The organism is Flavobacterium gelatinilyticum (assembly GCF_027111295.1).
Lineage (GTDB): Bacteria > Bacteroidota > Bacteroidia > Flavobacteriales > Flavobacteriaceae > Flavobacterium > Flavobacterium gelatinilyticum.
Map to the genome: position 1 here is coordinate 1,943,202 of NZ_CP114287.1, position 16,862 is coordinate 1,960,063.

12 protein-coding genes are annotated in these 16,862 nt (G+C 34.6%); 5 read left to right on the forward strand and 7 right to left on the reverse strand.

The window, feature by feature from the left end:
• Positions 1-12: 12 nt before the first annotated feature.
• Together OZP11_RS08405 and OZP11_RS08410 are read right to left on the reverse strand one after the other, a co-directional pair.
• The gene (locus OZP11_RS08405; RefSeq protein ID WP_281234774.1) at positions 13-1,107 is read right to left on the reverse strand and encodes a DUF695 domain-containing protein; all 1,095 of its coding nucleotides are present in this window, start codon (positions 1,105-1,107) and stop codon (positions 13-15) included.
• Positions 1,108-1,410: 303 nt separating this feature from the next.
• Positions 1,411-3,345: an amino acid permease gene (locus OZP11_RS08410; protein WP_281234775.1), complete on the reverse strand. Its 1,935-nt coding sequence runs from the start codon at positions 3,343-3,345 to the stop codon at positions 1,411-1,413.
• 409 nt (positions 3,346-3,754) lie between these two features.
• On the opposite strand from OZP11_RS08410, the gene OZP11_RS08415 reads away from it, so the two are divergent.
• Positions 3,755-5,914, forward strand: a complete 2,160-nt coding sequence (locus tag OZP11_RS08415) for a S9 family peptidase (protein ID WP_281234776.1) — start codon at positions 3,755-3,757, stop codon at positions 5,912-5,914.
• A 193-nt stretch (positions 5,915-6,107) separates the two neighbouring features.
• Positions 6,108-7,268 carry a Gfo/Idh/MocA family protein gene (locus OZP11_RS08420; protein ID WP_281234777.1) on the forward strand — a complete coding sequence of 387 codons (1,161 nt, stop codon included), beginning with the start codon at positions 6,108-6,110 and terminating at the stop codon, positions 7,266-7,268.
• A 259-nt stretch (positions 7,269-7,527) separates the two neighbouring features.
• On the opposite strand, the gene OZP11_RS08425 is transcribed toward OZP11_RS08420, so the two are convergent.
• Positions 7,528-10,434, reverse strand: a complete 2,907-nt coding sequence (locus tag OZP11_RS08425; RefSeq protein WP_281234778.1) for an FAD-binding and (Fe-S)-binding domain-containing protein — start codon at positions 10,432-10,434, stop codon at positions 7,528-7,530.
• A 397-nt stretch (positions 10,435-10,831) separates the two neighbouring features.
• Here OZP11_RS08425 and OZP11_RS08430 point away from each other — a divergent pair, with 397 nt between their 5' ends.
• A complete protein-coding gene (locus OZP11_RS08430) occupies positions 10,832-11,644 on the forward strand; it encodes a mechanosensitive ion channel family protein (protein WP_281234779.1) in 813 nt (270 codons plus the stop codon).
• 311 nt (positions 11,645-11,955) lie between these two features.
• Here OZP11_RS08430 and OZP11_RS08435 read toward each other — a convergent pair whose 3' ends face one another.
• Positions 11,956-12,378 carry a DUF6896 domain-containing protein gene (locus OZP11_RS08435; RefSeq protein ID WP_281234780.1) on the reverse strand — a complete coding sequence of 141 codons (423 nt, stop codon included), beginning with the start codon at positions 12,376-12,378 and terminating at the stop codon, positions 11,956-11,958.
• Between the two features lie 70 nt (positions 12,379-12,448).
• Here OZP11_RS08435 and OZP11_RS08440 point away from each other — a divergent pair, with 70 nt between their 5' ends.
• Together OZP11_RS08440 and OZP11_RS08445 are read left to right on the forward strand one after the other, a co-directional pair.
• Positions 12,449-13,345 carry a hypothetical protein gene (locus OZP11_RS08440; protein WP_281234781.1) on the forward strand — a complete coding sequence of 299 codons (897 nt, stop codon included), beginning with the start codon at positions 12,449-12,451 and terminating at the stop codon, positions 13,343-13,345.
• A 145-nt stretch (positions 13,346-13,490) separates the two neighbouring features.
• Positions 13,491-13,724 (forward strand): hypothetical protein, encoded by a 234-nt coding sequence (locus tag OZP11_RS08445; protein ID WP_281234782.1) that lies wholly within the window; start codon positions 13,491-13,493, stop codon positions 13,722-13,724.
• 64 nt (positions 13,725-13,788) lie between these two features.
• Here OZP11_RS08445 and OZP11_RS08450 read toward each other — a convergent pair whose 3' ends face one another.
• Genes OZP11_RS08450 through OZP11_RS08460 form a run of 3 tightly spaced genes read right to left on the reverse strand, consistent with a single transcriptional unit; the run spans position 13,789 to position 16,751 of the window.
• A complete protein-coding gene (locus tag OZP11_RS08450; RefSeq protein ID WP_281234783.1) occupies positions 13,789-15,207 on the reverse strand; it encodes a hypothetical protein in 1,419 nt (472 codons plus the stop codon).
• 30 nt (positions 15,208-15,237) lie between these two features.
• Positions 15,238-16,194 (reverse strand): DUF3137 domain-containing protein, encoded by a 957-nt coding sequence (locus OZP11_RS08455; RefSeq protein ID WP_281234784.1) that lies wholly within the window; start codon positions 16,192-16,194, stop codon positions 15,238-15,240.
• On the reverse strand, positions 16,194-16,751 hold the full coding sequence (locus OZP11_RS08460; protein WP_281234785.1) for a LemA family protein: 558 nt from the start codon (positions 16,749-16,751) through the stop codon (positions 16,194-16,196). The genes OZP11_RS08455 and OZP11_RS08460 overlap by 1 nt, the downstream gene beginning before the upstream one ends.
• Positions 16,752-16,862: the final 111 nt, after the last annotated feature.

The window sequence follows — 16,862 nt, forward strand, 5'->3', positions numbered from 1 at the left end:
AAATAAAATCATTTATCTTGGTTCGTAAGCTCTAAACGTTCTCCAATATTTATCTTTATAAATTTCGAAGCTTATATCTAAAGTACCACTGTATTTTTTAATTAATTGATCTGCTGCTTTTGCAGGTTTTCTAAAGTCTTTACAGGTAAAAAAGATTTCTCTTCTATTTGTTGATGTTTCTCTTCCGATGTTCAAATAACCATCAATATCTTTGAGATTTGGCACTACCTCATCTTCAATTTCATTCAATAATTGATATGTTTCTTTATCCGGCATTCCGTTATTATTACTTCCATCAAATGGGATAGTAATAATAAATACCCACGGATGCGATGCTTTTTTATCCCATCGTAAAATATCACTATTTATGATTGCAATAATAAGTCCGCCGTCTTTTGTAGTTCCCTCAAAACTCGAATAATTGTCATTTTCGGTATTATGTCGGGTTCCTTCGTATTTTTCAACAAATTCTTTCTCTCTCCAAATTAAATAATCTTTTAATTTTTCGATTGGAATTAATTCTTCTGAAACAAAATCCGGTCCAACGACTTTCATGTTATCAATCAGGGTAACGGAATGCAGTTCGCCTAAATAATTATCTAAGAAAATATAAACGCCATTGGCCAGAATTGATTTTTTTTCTTCCGTAAAATCATCATAAACAATGGTTAAGTCTATTTCATCCGGATATTCTTCATGAATATTTGGATAAAATTTCAAATTATCTTTATTAAATTTAAATCCTTCGTAATCAACACCAATATTCTGAATATCTGACGATGGTTTTAAGGCTGTAATTTTCCAGCCTTCCATTTGAGGTGCTGCATTTACGAGTTCTTCTATAGCATAAATATTTCGAATTGCTCCGTCGGGCGTTAAAATTAATTCAACTGTATTGTCATCAAACATTCCGGTAACGAAATAAATACCGTCGTGAATTTCGTTCAGTTTTGGTGCCAGTTTATCAAAAAAACCATGATGTATATTTTGTCTGCTTTTAACGATTGTAAAAAACTCTTTTTCGTGTTTTAAAAACCAATTCCAGAAATCATTGTTTGATTGTATTGACGCCTCTTTTCTGCCCAATATTTTATCAAGAAAACCCATGTATTACTTATTAAATTTAAAAATTTACTGAAAACAAACTTAAGGAAAAGTACTTTTAAAACTTAAGAATATTTGTATAAAAACTTAAACATTTTAAAACTCTCTCAGAGCGAATAAGTTAGGTTTTTCGAAAAATATTTAACGCAGATTTAAAAGATTAGAACAGATTAATTAGATTTTCAATTATAAGCTATTATCTGCCTAAATCATTTTAAAGCTTCGTGAAAACCTAATTTCTATCCATAAAAAAAGCCGTTCTGAGAATCTTCTCAAAACGGCTTTCGTTTAGCTTATAACTTTAATTTATATCTTCTCTACAAAGTTCAGTTTACTGTTTTTTCGGCTGTAGCCAAAATAAATCAACAATCCGATTATTAACCAAATGGTAAAGTAAATCCAGTTCCAAACACTTAACTCGGCCATCATGTACAAACAGCAGATTAATCCTAAAAGCGGGATCAACGAAAGGTTTTTTCTGAAAGCCCAAACGGTTAATCCAATCAAAACAAACAAGAAGATCCACATTGGAATTTTGTGTTTAAATAAATGAAAACCTGTTTCGTATTTTAATGAATCGCTGATTGGCAGCCCTTTTACAACTTCGGCATATTTTACCTCATCATCCTGATACTGGCTTAATAAATGTTCTAAATCTGAAGTTTCAGAGGTTTTATTATCAGTATCTATGCTTTTCAAATAACTGAAAACTTTTTCAGAATCTTCTTTATCCAAAGAAGTTACGATTGAGGTTGCATCAAAAGTTTGTGCATCGTTATTAATAAATGCCATTGTTGCTTTATTGTTGAAAGCAAAAGCATAATACAATCCGGCGATAAGTAAAACGGGTAAAATATATTTTGAATTGATATAAGGCGTTTTGAATTTTCCTCTTGGAATTTCGGGTTTGTTTTGTAAAACTAAAACTCCTGCACAAACCAATACAAAGGCAAATAAGGTCCCGATACTGCATAAATCAGTAACCATGGTTAAGTTTAAGAACAATGCCGGAACAGCTACTACAAATCCTGTTACAATGGTGGCGAAAGATGGTGTTTTGAATTTTGGGTGAACGGTTGAAAATTTCTTCGGAAGAAGTCCATCACGGCTCATACTCATCCAAATACGAGGCTGTCCCATCTGGAAAACCAAAAGAACGCTTGCCATTGCCACAACGGCACTGACAGCAATAATTCCAGACATCCATTTTAAGTCTAATTTTTCGAATACAAACGCAAGAGGATCTCCAACATTTAACTCGTAATATTTTACCATTCCCGTCAAAACCAAGGCTATGGCAATGTATAAAAGTGTACAAATGATAATGGCCCACATCATTCCGCGTGGTAAATCGCGCTGCGGATTTTTACATTCTTCTGCCGTTGTCGAAATCGCATCAAAACCAATATAAGCAAAGAAAACTGCCGATACTCCTTTTAGAACACCGCTCACTCCATTTGGTGCAAACGGATCCCAGTTTGTGGTATCTACATAAAATATCCCGACAGCAATTACCAAAAGAACTACACAAAGTTTAACGACCACCATTAAGTTACTGGCATTACGGGATTCTTTCATTCCTCTGTAAACCAAAGCGGTAATCAGGATAATAATGAATAAAGCAGGTAAATCAGTCACAAAATGAAATGATCCTATAGTTGGCGATGTCATCCAGGCTGTGTGTGCATCTTGTAAAGCGGTACTTAAATTTTCGAATGATTTTCCACCTCTCATTAAGGCTTCGGCATCGTTGAAGCCGTTTGAAGCGGTTAAATAGTCCATCTGAATCCACTGGGGCAGGTGGATACCGCCGCTTTTGAGAAGTCCGGTAAAATAATCACTCCACGATATGGCGACCGTTATGTTTCCAACGGCATACTCCATGATTAAAGCCCATCCGATAATCCAGGCGATAATTTCTCCAAAAGCTACATACGAATATGTGTAGGCACTTCCTGAAACGGGAACCATCGAAGCAAATTCGGCGTAAGCAAAGGCAGCAAAACTACAGGCAAGAGCTGTAAAAAGGAATAAAAATATTACGGCAGGTCCTCCGTCTGCGCTCGCTTTTCCAATAGTACTAAAAATTCCCGCACCAACAATCGCAGCAATTCCAAAAGCAGTTAAATCTTTGGTTGTAAGGTGTTTTCCTAACGCCTCATGCCCATCTGCCTCGTTCTTTGCAACCTGTTTCAGAATATCCTGCACTGTTTTTTTTCGGAATAAACTTGAAAATGCCATATATGTTTTGCTATTATAAATTGATTTAATTCAGTCCTTCTTGTTTTATTTTGCAAATAATGCAAAAAATATCCTGATTTCAAATATATAAAACGATTTTGTTTTTCTGGTGTTTTTTTTCGCCGCGAATTACACTAATTTCTCACATTTTCTTTTTTGGCACTGATAACTCTAATCATTACAGTTTTTTTACTTCACACAGATTAAAAAAGATTTAGGCAGATAATGCAGAATTTTGGTTGCTGCAAGAAGATCTACATATCTTTAAAATAAATCTGCTTAAATCTGCGTGAAACCAAAACAGACATGCTAAATCTGCATGAAACAAAAACCTTTTTAATACTGTTATTAATTACTAGATTTACTTTTCTAAAATAACTGCAATCACTAATTCAAAACCAAGATCAAAATGAGGAAATTTTTTCTATTCTTATTATTTATCTCTTTCAGCATTTTTGCGCAAGAAAACGTTGATATTGACCATTTAAACTGGCTCCCCGACTCGCATTCCTTTTGGGTAAACAGTCAGAATAACATTGAGGTATATGATGTTGACAACCTCAGCAAAAAAAAGATAATCCTGACAGATGATCAATTAAAAAAATCGGGCTTTACAGGTGAAATCGAAAAATTGGTCTGGAATAACAACAAAACAAAAGTATTGATATATACCAATTCGAAAAAAGTATGGAGAGCAAATACAAAAGGAGATTATTGGTTTTTTGATTTAGTTACCGGTAAAGGAAGACAATTGGGTAAAAGTCTGGAAAAATCTTCATTGATGTTTGCCAAATTTTCAAGCGATAATGAAAATGCAGCTTACGTTTCGCAGCACAATATTTATCTTGAAAATCTGAATTCGGGAAAGATTACGCCTTTAACAACAGACGGAACAGACAAAATCATTAACGGAACCTTTGACTGGGTTTATGAAGAAGAACTTGCCGCCCGCGATGGTTTCAGATGGAGTCCTGACGGAAAAAGTATTTCATTCTGGCGGGTAGATGCCACAAAAACAAAATTTCATTTAATGATCAATAATACCGATGCGTTGTATCCGTTTACTGTTCCGGTAGAATATCCTAAAGCAGGCGAAAAACCTTCGTCGGTAAAAATTGGTGTAATTGATATCTCATCTTTACAGACTAATTGGCTGCAAATTCCGGGAGAACCTGATAATAATTATTTAGTCCGAATGGAATGGACAAACAATCAGAACATGATGGTTGTTCAGTTAAACCGAAACCAAAATCAGGCTTCTATCTATAATTGTAATGCAAAATCCGGACAGGCGGATTTAATCTATCAGGAAAAATCAGAATCATGGATTGATGTATTTGATATTTCTGCAGGAGAGTACGATGTTTTTCCATGTCAATTTGTAGATAACGGTAAAGCTTTTTTATGGAGTTCAGATGCTGATGGATGGATGCATATTTACAAAATAAGCAGTGACGGAAAATCAAAAGAATTAATTACAACAGAAAACTTTGACGCTTATTATAAAGCTTACAATAAGGAAACAAAATCGATCTATTTTATTGCAAGTCCAACAGATGCCACACAGCGTTATTTGTATGAAACCAATTTAAATACTAAGAAAACAAAGCGTGTTACTTCTAAAGAATTTGAGGGCACAAACGAATACAGATTTTCTACAGATGCAAAATATGCCAAGCATACCAACTCAAATATCAATCGAAATTATAACACTCGTCTGGTTGCTTTATCGAACCATAAAAAAATACTGCCTACTGAAGCAGATAATTTTACAGCACCAAACCGCAATTATTCTTTAGAAAAATTTAAAGTAAAAACAGGAGACGGAATAGATATTGACGGAATTATGGCTAAACCTCTAAATTTTGATCCGGCCAAAAAATATCCTGTCTTTTTTTATGTTTATGGCGAGCCAATGGCCTCTGTAGCAAATGATGAACCTTATTTTAATTATTTTATTGCTGCTTTAATCCCGGAAGGATATATTGGAATTGCAATGGATAACAGAGGAACTCCTGTAATGAAAGGTACAAAATGGAGAAAATCGATTTATAAAAACATCGGAATTATCAATACCCACGATCAGGCTATGGCAGCGAAGGAGGTTTTGAAGTGGAATTTTATTGACACAGACCGAGTGGCTGTTCATGGATGGAGTGGCGGCGGTGCCGTGACTTTAAATTTAATGTTTCAGTTTCCTGAGATTTACAAAACCGGAATTGCTATTGCGGCTGTTGCAGACCAGCATTTTTACGATAACATTTACACAGAAAGATACATGGGATTACCAAATGAAAATGAAGCCGCTTACATTCAAGCTTCGCCGGTAACTCATGCTAAAAAACTCAAAGGAAATTTATTATACATTCACGGAACGGGCGATGATAATGTACATTATAAAAATGCCGAAGTTTTAATTAATGAATTAGTTAAGTATGATAAAATGTTTGATCTGATGATTTACCCAAATCGTTCTCATAACATTTCTGAAGGAGAAGGAACAGACAAACATCTGGCTGATACTTTCCTAAGATACATCAGAAAGAATTCTCCTCCCGGAGCTAAATAATTTTATAGATTCCAAAAAAAATCCAAACTCAGTCTTATTATTTTTTTGAAATAGTAAGACTGTTTTTTTTTAGAATCCTTCTTTTGTGGAGCGGGAAACAAAATCTTTACGGTTAAATCACAATCACAAAATGTAACATTTCTCAAAATGAGTTTACTAATACAAGTAGTATTTAATTTTAAAGAATCATTTTATGGAAAAAATCACAAGACGTTCTTTTGTAAATAAATTTGGGATTGGTGTTGGCGCTTCGGTTGTCATGACCACGCTTCCTTCTTTTTTAACCGAAACAGAAATGGTTCGAAAACCCTATACAGGAAAAAAATTAAATATCGCCCTCTGCGGTTTAGGAAATTACGCTTCATTGCTTGCCGAAGGTCTTCAGGTATCTGAATATTGCCAGCTTGCCGGAATCGTCACTGGAACGCCTGCTAAAGCCGAGAAATGGAAAAAGAAATACAATATTCCCGAAAAGAATATTTACAACTACGAAAACTTCGATTCGATTGCAAAAAACAAAGATATTGACATGGTTTATGTGGTAACGCCTAACGCACTTCACAAAGAGTTTACTGTTCGTGCTGCAAAGGCAGGAAAACACGTTATTGTCGAAAAACCAATGGCGATTACTGTTGAAGACTGCGAAGAAATGATAAAAGTCTGCAATGATAATAACGTACAACTGGCAATGGGCTATCGCCTGCATTACGAACCGAATCATCTGGAAGTAAAACGACTGGGACAGGAAAAAGTTCTCGGACAGGTTCGTTATATCGAAACCGGCCTTGGTTACAGCACTTACGATATTCGTGATACTAATAAACCTGTAGATTTAAACGCCCGAAACGAATGGAGACTTACTAAAAAATGGGCCGGCGGCGGTGCTTTGATTAATTTAGGGGTTTATTGTATTCAGATTTCCCGCTATGTCTTGGGTGAAGAACCAATTGCCGTTACGGCTCAATTTGGAACCATAAACAACAAAAATAGATTTGCTCAGGTTGAAGAAAATATCACCTGGCAAATGGAATTTCCAAGCGGTGCTGTTGCGAATTGCAGCAGTTCGTATGGTTTTGGGATCGATAGATTTCATGCTGCCGCAGATGAAGGTTTCTTCGAAATGAGTCCTGCTGTGAGTTACGGTCCTTTTGTAGGTAAAAGATCGGATGGAAAACCATTTAATTTTCCGGTAATAAATCAACAACAAACTCAAATGGATGAGATTTGTAAAGTGATTTTAGCAGACAAAAAACTCCCAAATCATATTACAGGCGAAGAAGGAATTAAAGATGTCAGAATCATCAATGCTATTTATAAAGCTGCCGAAACAGGAAAAAAAGTTAGTTTGAAATAGTTCTTTGCCACTAATTGCACTAATTTTCTCGAATTTTCTTTTTCACGCAGATTTAGCAGATAATATGGATTTTGATTGCTATCAAAAGATTTATAGGCAGATTTTTTAAAAATTGAATCTGTAAAATCTGCTCAAATCAGCAAAATCTGCGTGAAATAAAAAATAATCTGCATTATCTGCTAAATCTGCGAGAGACAAAAAATCTTTGTGAACATTGCGTAATTCTTTGCTCCCGATAGCTATCGGGATTGCGGTTAAATTACTTTAAACAGCTACGCAGAATACTAACCGGATGCTGTGCTTCACGACTCGTTCCATCATAAATTTGATGGCGGCAGCTTGTTCCTGCAGCAGCGATTTTTACGCTTTCAGCAGTAGCACGCACTTTTGGAAATAAAGTGTCCTCGCCCATTTGCATACTCACTTGGTAATGTTCTTTTTCATAACCAAAAGAACCTGCCATGCCGCAACAGCCTGAATTGTAAATCGTAACCGTATTATTTTTAGGAAGATTCAGCATAGCGAAAGTTGCTTCAACAGAACTCAACGATTTTTGGTGGCAATGTCCGTGAATTTTAATTTCTTTGGTTTCTTCTGAAAAAGAATCAGCTGTGATTTTTCCGTCTATGATTTCCTTTTTGAAGAATTCTTCAATTGTAAAAGCATTTCTGGATAGTTTTTCAGCAGCTTCTTTATCATCGGCTAAACGAAGATATTCATCTCTAAAAGTCAAAATCGCCGAAGGTTCAATTCCGATTAAAGGCGCATTTCCTAAAACCAAATCTTTAAACACATTTACATTATGATTGGCGATTTTTTTGGCTTCTTCTAGAAATCCTTTTGAAAGATAGGTTCGTCCGCTTTCTTCATGATCAATAACCAAAACCTGATACCCTAATTTCGTCAATAATTCGAAAGCATCGATTCCGATATTGACATCATAATAATTCGTGAATTCGTCTACAAACAAATACAATCTTCCGTTTGGAAAATCAGTCGTTATAGGTTTATTATTCGCATACCATTTTCTAAACGTCTTTTTCGCCAATAACGGAACTTGTCTTTCCGCAGCAATTCCCATAGTTTTTTTCACCAAAGACTGATTCGAAATAAAATTCGTAATCGTTGGGAATTTGCTTCCCATTTTATTCAATTTCGCGTTGTTGGCAAAAATCTTATTTCGGGTTGTAAATCCGTTTGCTTTTTGATATTGGTATAAAAACTCCGCTTTTAAAGTCGCTACGTCTACATTACTCGGACATTCGCTTGCGCAGGCTTTACAGCTTACGCACAACTCAAAAACTTCGTATAATTCTTTTTGGTCGAATTTATTTTCTTTTTCAGAATATGTTAAATATTCTCGCAACGCATTCGCTCTTGCACGCGTCGTTTCTTTTTCATTTCTAGTCGCACGATAACTCGGACACATCGCTCCTCCGCCAGACGGCAATTTTCTACAATCTCCAGAACCGTTGCATTTTTCTGCAGCACGTAAAATCCCTAAACTGTCTGAGAAATCCTGAAAAGTTTTAATATCCGGTTCTACCCTTCCCGAAACTACACGATGATTTTCATCCATTTTCAAGGCGTTTACAATCTTCCCGATATTCAAAACTGAATTCGGATCGAATGCCAATTTGATTCTTTTCAGCAATTCGTAATTTTTGTCGCCAATCATAAACGGAATAAATTCTCCGCGTACAATTCCGTCTCCGTGTTCACCGCTTAGCGAACCTCTATATTTTTTCACCAAATGCGCTACTTCTGTCGCAATGGTTCTGAATAATTTTAAATCAGATGTTTTTTTCAAATTCAAAACCGGACGAAGGTGCAATTCTCCCGCGCCGGCATGCGCGTAATAAATCGCTTCCTGTCCGTAACGTAACATCATTGCCGAAAATTCTGCAATATAATTTGGTAAATCACTCAATTCAACCGCTGTATCTTCAATAGAATCGGCTGCTTTATCGTCGCCTACAATACTTCCTAAAAGTCCAAGACCAGCTTTTCTCAGTTCGTTGGCTTTGTCAATATCGTTTCCGTAAATTTTTACTCGGGCATAACCAAAATTATTTTTTTCTAAATCAGCAATCAAAGCGTCGGCTTGTCTTTCGGCATCTTCTAAAGTATGCGAAGCCACTTCGAACAACATAATCGCTTTTGGTTCTCCAACCAAAAAGAAACGGTTTTTAATGTGTTCGCGATTCGTTTTCGTACAATCCAAAATCGTGTCGTCGATCATTTCGCAAGTGTACAAATGATGTTTCATTGCCACCACAACCGATTCTAAAGATTCCTGAATCGTATGATAATGTCCGACAACCATAATGCTGTGAGGCGGAGGTAAATCGTCAACTTTCAGCGTCACTTCGGTTGTAAAAGCCAAAGTTCCTTCGCTTCCGCAAAGCAGTTTTCCAAGATTTATAGTTGGTTCATTTCCGCCAAATAATTCTGATTTCAGCAGAATATCAACCGCATAACCTGTATTTCTTCTGTGAATTTCTGGTTTCGGAAACTCTTTTACAATTTCTTCCTGAGCTTCTTTTATCGAAAGCTCGTCGTAAATCGTTTTGTATATTTTATTTTCTAAAGAATCGCCTTTTGTTTTTTCTATAAATTCAGCCGAAGTCAGGTCTTTAAAAACCACCTCAGAACCGTCGCTCAAAAGTGCTTTTACGGCAGCAATTTTATCACGCGTAACACCGTATCGAATCGAAGTTGTTCCCGAAGAGTTATTTCCTACCATGCCGCCAATCATGGCACGGTTTGATGTTGATGTAATTGGAGCGAAAAATACGCCGTGAGGTTTTAAAAATAAATTAAGCTCATCGCGAATTACGCCTGGCTGAACCGTTACGGTTTTCTTTTCGGCATTGTATGAAATGATTTTTGTAAAATGCTTCGACACATCAATCACCAATCCGTCTCCTACCGCTTGTCCTGCCAGCGAAGTTCCTGCAGTTCTTGGCGTAATCGACAGCTTATGTTCTGCCGCAAACTTAATTAGTTTGGCAATATCTTCAGTCGTTTTAGGAATTGCCACCGCATTGGGCTTAATTCGGTACACCGAAGCATCTGTAGAATAAAGCGTTTTATGAAGCTCATCGAATAAAAGTGTGCCTTCGAGACTAGCGGCTAATTGCTCTAAATGAGATTGGGTCAACATGTAAATGTGCTTTTTATAAAAATATTTCCTGAAAAAACTCAGACCACAAAGATAAAAATATCACAGGGCAAAATGATTCTATTTTGGGAATTTATCTAACAACTCCACCATATTTTATAAAATTCTGAGAGAATCCTGTAAAGCATAAAACTTATTAAAAAGTAATTTTAAGGTTTTGCCAAGTTAGGTGATATTTTCAAACACATAGAAACATAGATTTATCTCTTTAAATTCTGAGAATAGTTGAAAAAATCTAGATTTTAACACATAGTACTTTACGTTCAGCTATGTGAATTTAAGTAAATGAAATGCCTTTAAACGCAAACAAATGCTATGTTTCTATGTGTTAGAAAACTTTACACAACGAGTTATAATTTTATTTTACGCCTTAATTATTATGGAAAATTTCTTTCAGGACGTCATCAACCATCTCGAAGGTTACTACAATAGCATAGTCGATCTTACGCCTAAATTTATTCTGGCTGTTTTGGTAGTTCTCGTTTCATGGTTTATCGCAAGCCGTATTGGTATTTTTGCCGGAAACCGACTCAAAGCCAGAATGCACGATCGTCTTCTGGCAACTTTTATTGCCCGTTTAATTAAATCCGTTTTGATTATTATCGGAATCTTGTTTATGTTCCGAATTATTGGTCTCGAAGGCGTTGCGCAAAGTATGTTGGCGGGTGCGGGAATCTCGGCTTTTGTAATTGGTTTTGCGCTTAAAGATATTGGCGAAAATTTTCTTGCCGGAATTCTGCTGGCTTTTAAAAGACCGTTTTCTATTGGAGATATTATCGAAAGTAACGGCGTAAAAGGCGAAGTCATTAACCTCAACCTTCGCGATACCGAAGTAAAAAGCGACTCTAAAATCATTTATATTCCCAACGCGCTTCTTATAAAAAACACGCTTATCAATTACAACAGCGAAGGTTTTCTGCTCCAGACTTTCACCGTAGGCCTTGAATATGGTTCTGATTATACCCGTGCTATCGAACTCGTAAAAGAAATTCTTGGAAACAGCGAAGAGGTAACCGAAAAAGACCACGGAAATGCCGCCGTAATTACCGATGTTATTGCCGGAGGAATTATTCAGCTTAATATCCGGTATTGGGTTAAAACGGCATCAACAACCGAAAATTCAGAATGCCGTTCTAAAATTATCGCTGCTGTTTTGAAGAAGTTGAAAGAAAATGAATTTGTACTTAAATAAAGGATCTGAGGTACTGAGATGCTAAGGTTCTGAGGTTTTATTTCAGGAGCTATTTCCAGCTGTCCGCTATATCTTTTGTGGTTTCGTTAAAGAAACGAGACCACAAAAGGATGCCGCTTCCATCTGGGCTAGGGCACTTGGTTTCATAAGAACATTATGAAACCTAAAATTCCCACAACGAATCTCCTCAATCTTGTCATTTCGAGGAACGAGAAATCTCACGCGGGATTACGCAAGAGAATGACTAATCTTTGTAGAATTTCTAGTGTGATTTCTCGTACCTCGAAATGACAAAAAAACTAAATTACTTTTCAAGCAAAAAACGATTCCTGAACAACTCTATAACATTTAAAAACGCAGCCAAAAGGAGTTCCTTCAATTATCTCCCATTCTAAAACGCCTTTATTTATAAGCTGAAACAATTCATATTCAATGTAATCAGCACTATAATTTAACTTTTGATATTCGGGATGCGTTCTAATAAACTCAGAAAACTTCCATTGTGAAAACTTAATCACATTTACTGAAATATCGTATTCATAAATAACATCATCTTTTTTAGCAGTGCAGCCACTTCCGTGAAAATGATATTCAATTCCGTCAATTGAGCCAATTCTTTCAAAAAAAGTAATTGAAAATGAACATGGGTTTATGTCTTTCTGGTACTTATCTTTTAATAAAGCTTCGAAGCTTCTGATAAATGTAATGTAGTCGGTTAAGATTTTTTCGATCATAATTAAGAACAAATATCCAAAACTTTTTATATTTAGCCTGAGATTCTTTTAAAACAATTCCAAAAACACAATGGCAACAGACGGCGTAAAAATAATCGACGGCGATTTGGCTCGAGACACTTACGAATCAATAATGGACTTATATGACAGCGACGCAACTATAGAAACCATTAAAAACGAAATTCCTTTTATCATAGAAAATTACGGCGACGAAACCGATTTTTATCACGAAATATTTGTAACTTCTTATGCACTTGCTTTTTGGGAAATTGGTGAATTAACCGAAGAAATTCTCGAAGAAGTAAAACGTGTAATAGAACTAAAAGTTGGAGTAAAAATCTGGACTGAGGAATGCGATTCCAATGAAGGTAAAAAAAGACAAAAAGAGCTTGATAAACTTTTAAAGAAAATAAGTCAGCCAAATCTGAAAGTAAGAAAAAGAAAAAAATACAGAATTATTAAAAATCTATATTTTCAGCCAAATGATTTACTAACTTTCCAACTTTCAGACAATCATTATTATGCGGTAATTTGCGCAAAAGTTACGCAACAAAGAGGTCAATGTACATACGATTTGGCTACTACCACATATAAAGGCAAAAATAAACCAACTGTTGAAGATTTAAAATCTTGTTTCATTTCTGGCAGAAAAATTCCTTCAACTTATGATTGGAAAACCATTTTAGAGCAACAACCGAATGTAGATGAAATTTGGGAATATGCTAATCAAGATAATTTCTTATTTGGACTTTCCTATCGTTTGGTAACACATAGAGATATTATTTCTTTCAAGGATAAATTCGAAGTTATTGGCAAGCTCAAAATTAAAGAAAGTTTCAAAAAAGATGGAAGCTATGGTTATGAATCGTCTTTTGACAGATTTGAAAGTATATTTTCTGATCTTGATAATCATATGAAAGTATTTCGCGAAGAAAAATATCCTGTAACTTTACTTTGCGATTTTTGAAAACATATTATTTTTCTTACTTTATTTTTTTACTATATTTGCCGTTCTTAAACTACGACATTAAGATCATATAAACTTTACCGCTACTGAACAAAGATGATTTTATATTTCCTTTCAGTACTGGTTATTAAAAAAATGTCAGGTTATGAGTAACAGCACTCTTTCAAAAGAAACCCAAATCAGGCTGATCAATTTTTTCAACGACAGAATTGATCCGCAAGAAATGGCAAAAACACTAAGACAGGTAAATTTTGCACTTGCATTAGGAATTATGAGCGAACACGAAACGCTTCAAAACGAAATTACCAAACTAAGAGAAAGCTTTTACTGGCTTAACGAATTGGCAGAAACTTTAAATCCTTATTTGGAAGTGGAGTAAAAGTTTAAAAAGAAAAACCTCGATTTTTTAAGTCGAGGTTTTTTTATCTTTTCAATTTATCAAATCATTTTTTATTAATACTCTTTCCATCTGTATCAAATAACACACAAGGATATTGTATTCCTGTATATTCCCCAAATTCCGAATAGCTATGATAAAGTACTTTTTGTCCTGACATTATATACAACAAAACAGTATCATCTGGCAATAAAAACCAGATCGAATTTTCATTTTTAGATTCATCAGTTAATTCAAAGAAAATTGCTTTTTCTATAAAGCCCTGACTAAACCTATAGTTACAGCCACAATTATTTCTTTCCGCTGTTTTTACCGCTTTATTAACATCAAAAGTCGAGTTGATACCATGTTCTTTCTCCCATTCTAAGCTTTTAATATAATCATCTTGCTTTTTCCATTGCATGGGGTTTTTATTCACGCCATCAATATTATAAGCATTAATGCCGCTATTGTTGAAATAATAAATATCAAGAATTGTTGTTGGATTTGAGCTTAAATAATCTTTAATAAATTTTACAGACTGAACTCTTTTTACAATTTCTTTATAATCTGATTTTATAGAGTCTCTAGAATAAATAGATTTGCCTGTTTTTGAAGCCAGAAAATTAAGATACACATTAGGAAACATTTCTTTACTTTTTAATCTTATTTTAAATGTTTTTGGCTCATTCCATATATATCTTCCTCTCCCATACATTTCTTCGAAAGATAAAACTTCAAAATCTGTTTTTAATTCATTAATTTCTGTCAAATAATTATATGCAGACAATTTATAAAGCTCCTGCATATTATTATCAATTATTTTATTAACCAAATATCGCAACAACTCCGTCCCTTCAAGTGGCGCTTTAGTTTTTGATTTGATTTTAAATATTTTATCAATTTCTTTATCAATCTCAAAATTATAGTTTAAGCTACCTGAAACATCTTGATAAGGCATAATAAAACCCCAAACCGCTTTTCTTGATCTAAAAGTTCTCATCAATATATCGTCTTTAAAAACTTCAATCAAAAATTGTGCTCTATAAGAATTATGCATTGTGTAACAGCATCCGTTAGCTAAATAAGATTTCAATAAAGAACTATATAGACTCAAATCTTTTAAGAGTTTATAAGCGTATTCCATTTGTTGTGAATTCCAAGTAATTTTATTTTCGTTTTTATACAAACTCAATAATTCATCAGGACTATTCTTTATGTAATCAATATCTATTTTAAATTTTTGCAATAGTTGAGTACTATCATCAGATTTCTTCAATTCTGATAACAACTTTGAAATAGATTTTTGCGATTTTATTTCCTTCTTCTCCGTTTTATACACTTTCTCCGTTTCATAATCATCGAACTGATTTACATAAGTAATCCTTGATATAACAATTTTATCTGCTAAATCTTGCGATTTTACTTTTGAGAAAGCGAAGAATAATAGAAGAGTAAGTACCCTCTGCATTATAAAATGAAACATATCTTAAAGATTAGAAAACTTGCAACTTCCTTACTCCTTCCCCCAAATCCTAGTATTCAAATCCAGTTCATGAACAATATCATGCATGAATTTCACAATCGAAAGATCATCGGTAAGTAAATCTGGAGCTAAAAGCGAAGAATGAATTGGCGGTTCAAAATAATTGTTAGACAACGGAAAAGCGATATACATTTTAGAATGTATAAACGAGATCGAAATCGTTTCGTCGGATTTGCTGTTTAAATCCATAATTCTTTCCATCATAGCCGGCGTTAAAATATATCGTGCCTCAATTTGATTTTTAGAATAGGTTACAAACTTATTGTCAAAGTCAGTGTTTTCAAGCTGTACGATTTCGGTATTTCCAAAACTGAAAACATTTTTAGAAAACCACGCTCCAAGACTAGCACCAAAACTTTTTGGGCGCACAACAGTCGAAACATTGAAATTTTTATTGAAATCGGCTACGAAAATAATTCCTTTAAAAATGGTATGCCAAGTTGTTTTCGTTCCGTTTTTGTCACGAGTTTCCGTTTTATATTCGGCATGGACTTCGGCAAACCAAAAAGAAGTTTTATCGGCTGTACCAGTTATTAAATCTTGTGTTTTATAACGATCCGGTTCGGTTGTAAAAAGCTCAGAACTTACAAACTCATATTCAGGAAGTCCGCTTAAAGGCGTAATCGCCAGCGTTTCGTTAATGTCTTTTAACGCCGCTCCAACCACATTGATTTTATAGGCTGATTTGTATTTTTTGGCATCATCATATATTCGAAAATACATGACAACAGCAATAATTACTGGAACTAAACAACCAATAATTCCCAATGGAACAAATTGAATGAAAAATCCAACAGCTAAAATCAACACCGCAAGTCCAATTAAAATATAACAGGTTTGATACGTTTCGGCTATTTTTTTTCGGTCAACTTCTAAGGCATTCAGTATTTCCTGCAGATTGGCTTTCGAATTTATCTCTGAATCCATTAATTATTGAATAGTTCTTTTGCACTAATATTTTTACGTTCTTCTTCTGGAGTTACCAGCACCTCAATTTTAGTGTAGCCCAGCATTCCGGCAAACATATTTCCAGGAAACATCATAATTGCATTATTGTAATCCGTTACAACTGCATTATATGTTCTTCTTGCAGCAGCAATTTGTTCTTCACTTTCTGTCCAAGTAGTCTGTAAGTTTAAGAAATTGGTATTGGCTTTTAGATCAGGATAATTTTCAACTGTTACCATCAAACCTTTTACGGCAGAACTCAATTCAGTATCTAAACTTGCTTTTTCTTCGTCGCTTAAATTTCCTGAAGTTGCTTTGGCACGAAGTTCAACGATTTTAGTTAAAGTACTTTGTTCGTAATTTGTGGATTGTTTTACAACTTCAACAAGATTCGGAATCAAATCGAAACGTTTTTTCAGCATCACATCAATCGCAGAGAAAGCATTGGTAACCTGATTTCTTTTTCCGATAAGTGAATTGTAGATTACGATTCCGATAATAAAAAGGAAAACAAAAAGTCCTATAATAACAAACATGATTTTATTTTTTTGAATTGGTTATGAGCAAATATATAGAAAAGGCAGTAAGTTTGGATTTTAATTTTTAAGATTTATATCACAAATTTTTATTTACTTAAATGATGACCA

Bases quoted from the DNA above. Each gene is read 5' to 3' on its own strand.
- OZP11_RS08420 (WP_281234777.1), top strand. From the start codon at position 6,108: ATGGAAAAAATCACAAGACGTTCTTTTGTAAATAAATTTGGGATTGGT.
- OZP11_RS08460 (WP_281234785.1), bottom strand. From the start codon at position 16,751: ATGTTTGTTATTATAGGACTTTTTGTTTTCCTTTTTATTATCGGAATC.
- OZP11_RS08415 (WP_281234776.1), top strand. From the start codon at position 3,755: ATGAGGAAATTTTTTCTATTCTTATTATTTATCTCTTTCAGCATTTTT.
- OZP11_RS08445 (WP_281234782.1), top strand. From the start codon at position 13,491: ATGAGTAACAGCACTCTTTCAAAAGAAACCCAAATCAGGCTGATCAAT.
- OZP11_RS08410 (WP_281234775.1), bottom strand. From the start codon at position 3,345: ATGGCATTTTCAAGTTTATTCCGAAAAAAAACAGTGCAGGATATTCTG.
- OZP11_RS08440 (WP_281234781.1), top strand. From the start codon at position 12,449: ATGGCAACAGACGGCGTAAAAATAATCGACGGCGATTTGGCTCGAGAC.
- OZP11_RS08450 (WP_281234783.1), bottom strand. From the start codon at position 15,207: ATGTTTCATTTTATAATGCAGAGGGTACTTACTCTTCTATTATTCTTC.
- OZP11_RS08405 (WP_281234774.1), bottom strand. From the start codon at position 1,107: ATGGGTTTTCTTGATAAAATATTGGGCAGAAAAGAGGCGTCAATACAA.
- OZP11_RS08430 (WP_281234779.1), top strand. From the start codon at position 10,832: ATGGAAAATTTCTTTCAGGACGTCATCAACCATCTCGAAGGTTACTAC.
- OZP11_RS08455 (WP_281234784.1), bottom strand. From the start codon at position 16,194: ATGGATTCAGAGATAAATTCGAAAGCCAATCTGCAGGAAATACTGAAT.
- OZP11_RS08435 (WP_281234780.1), bottom strand. From the start codon at position 12,378: ATGATCGAAAAAATCTTAACCGACTACATTACATTTATCAGAAGCTTC.
- OZP11_RS08425 (WP_281234778.1), bottom strand. From the start codon at position 10,434: ATGTTGACCCAATCTCATTTAGAGCAATTAGCCGCTAGTCTCGAAGGC.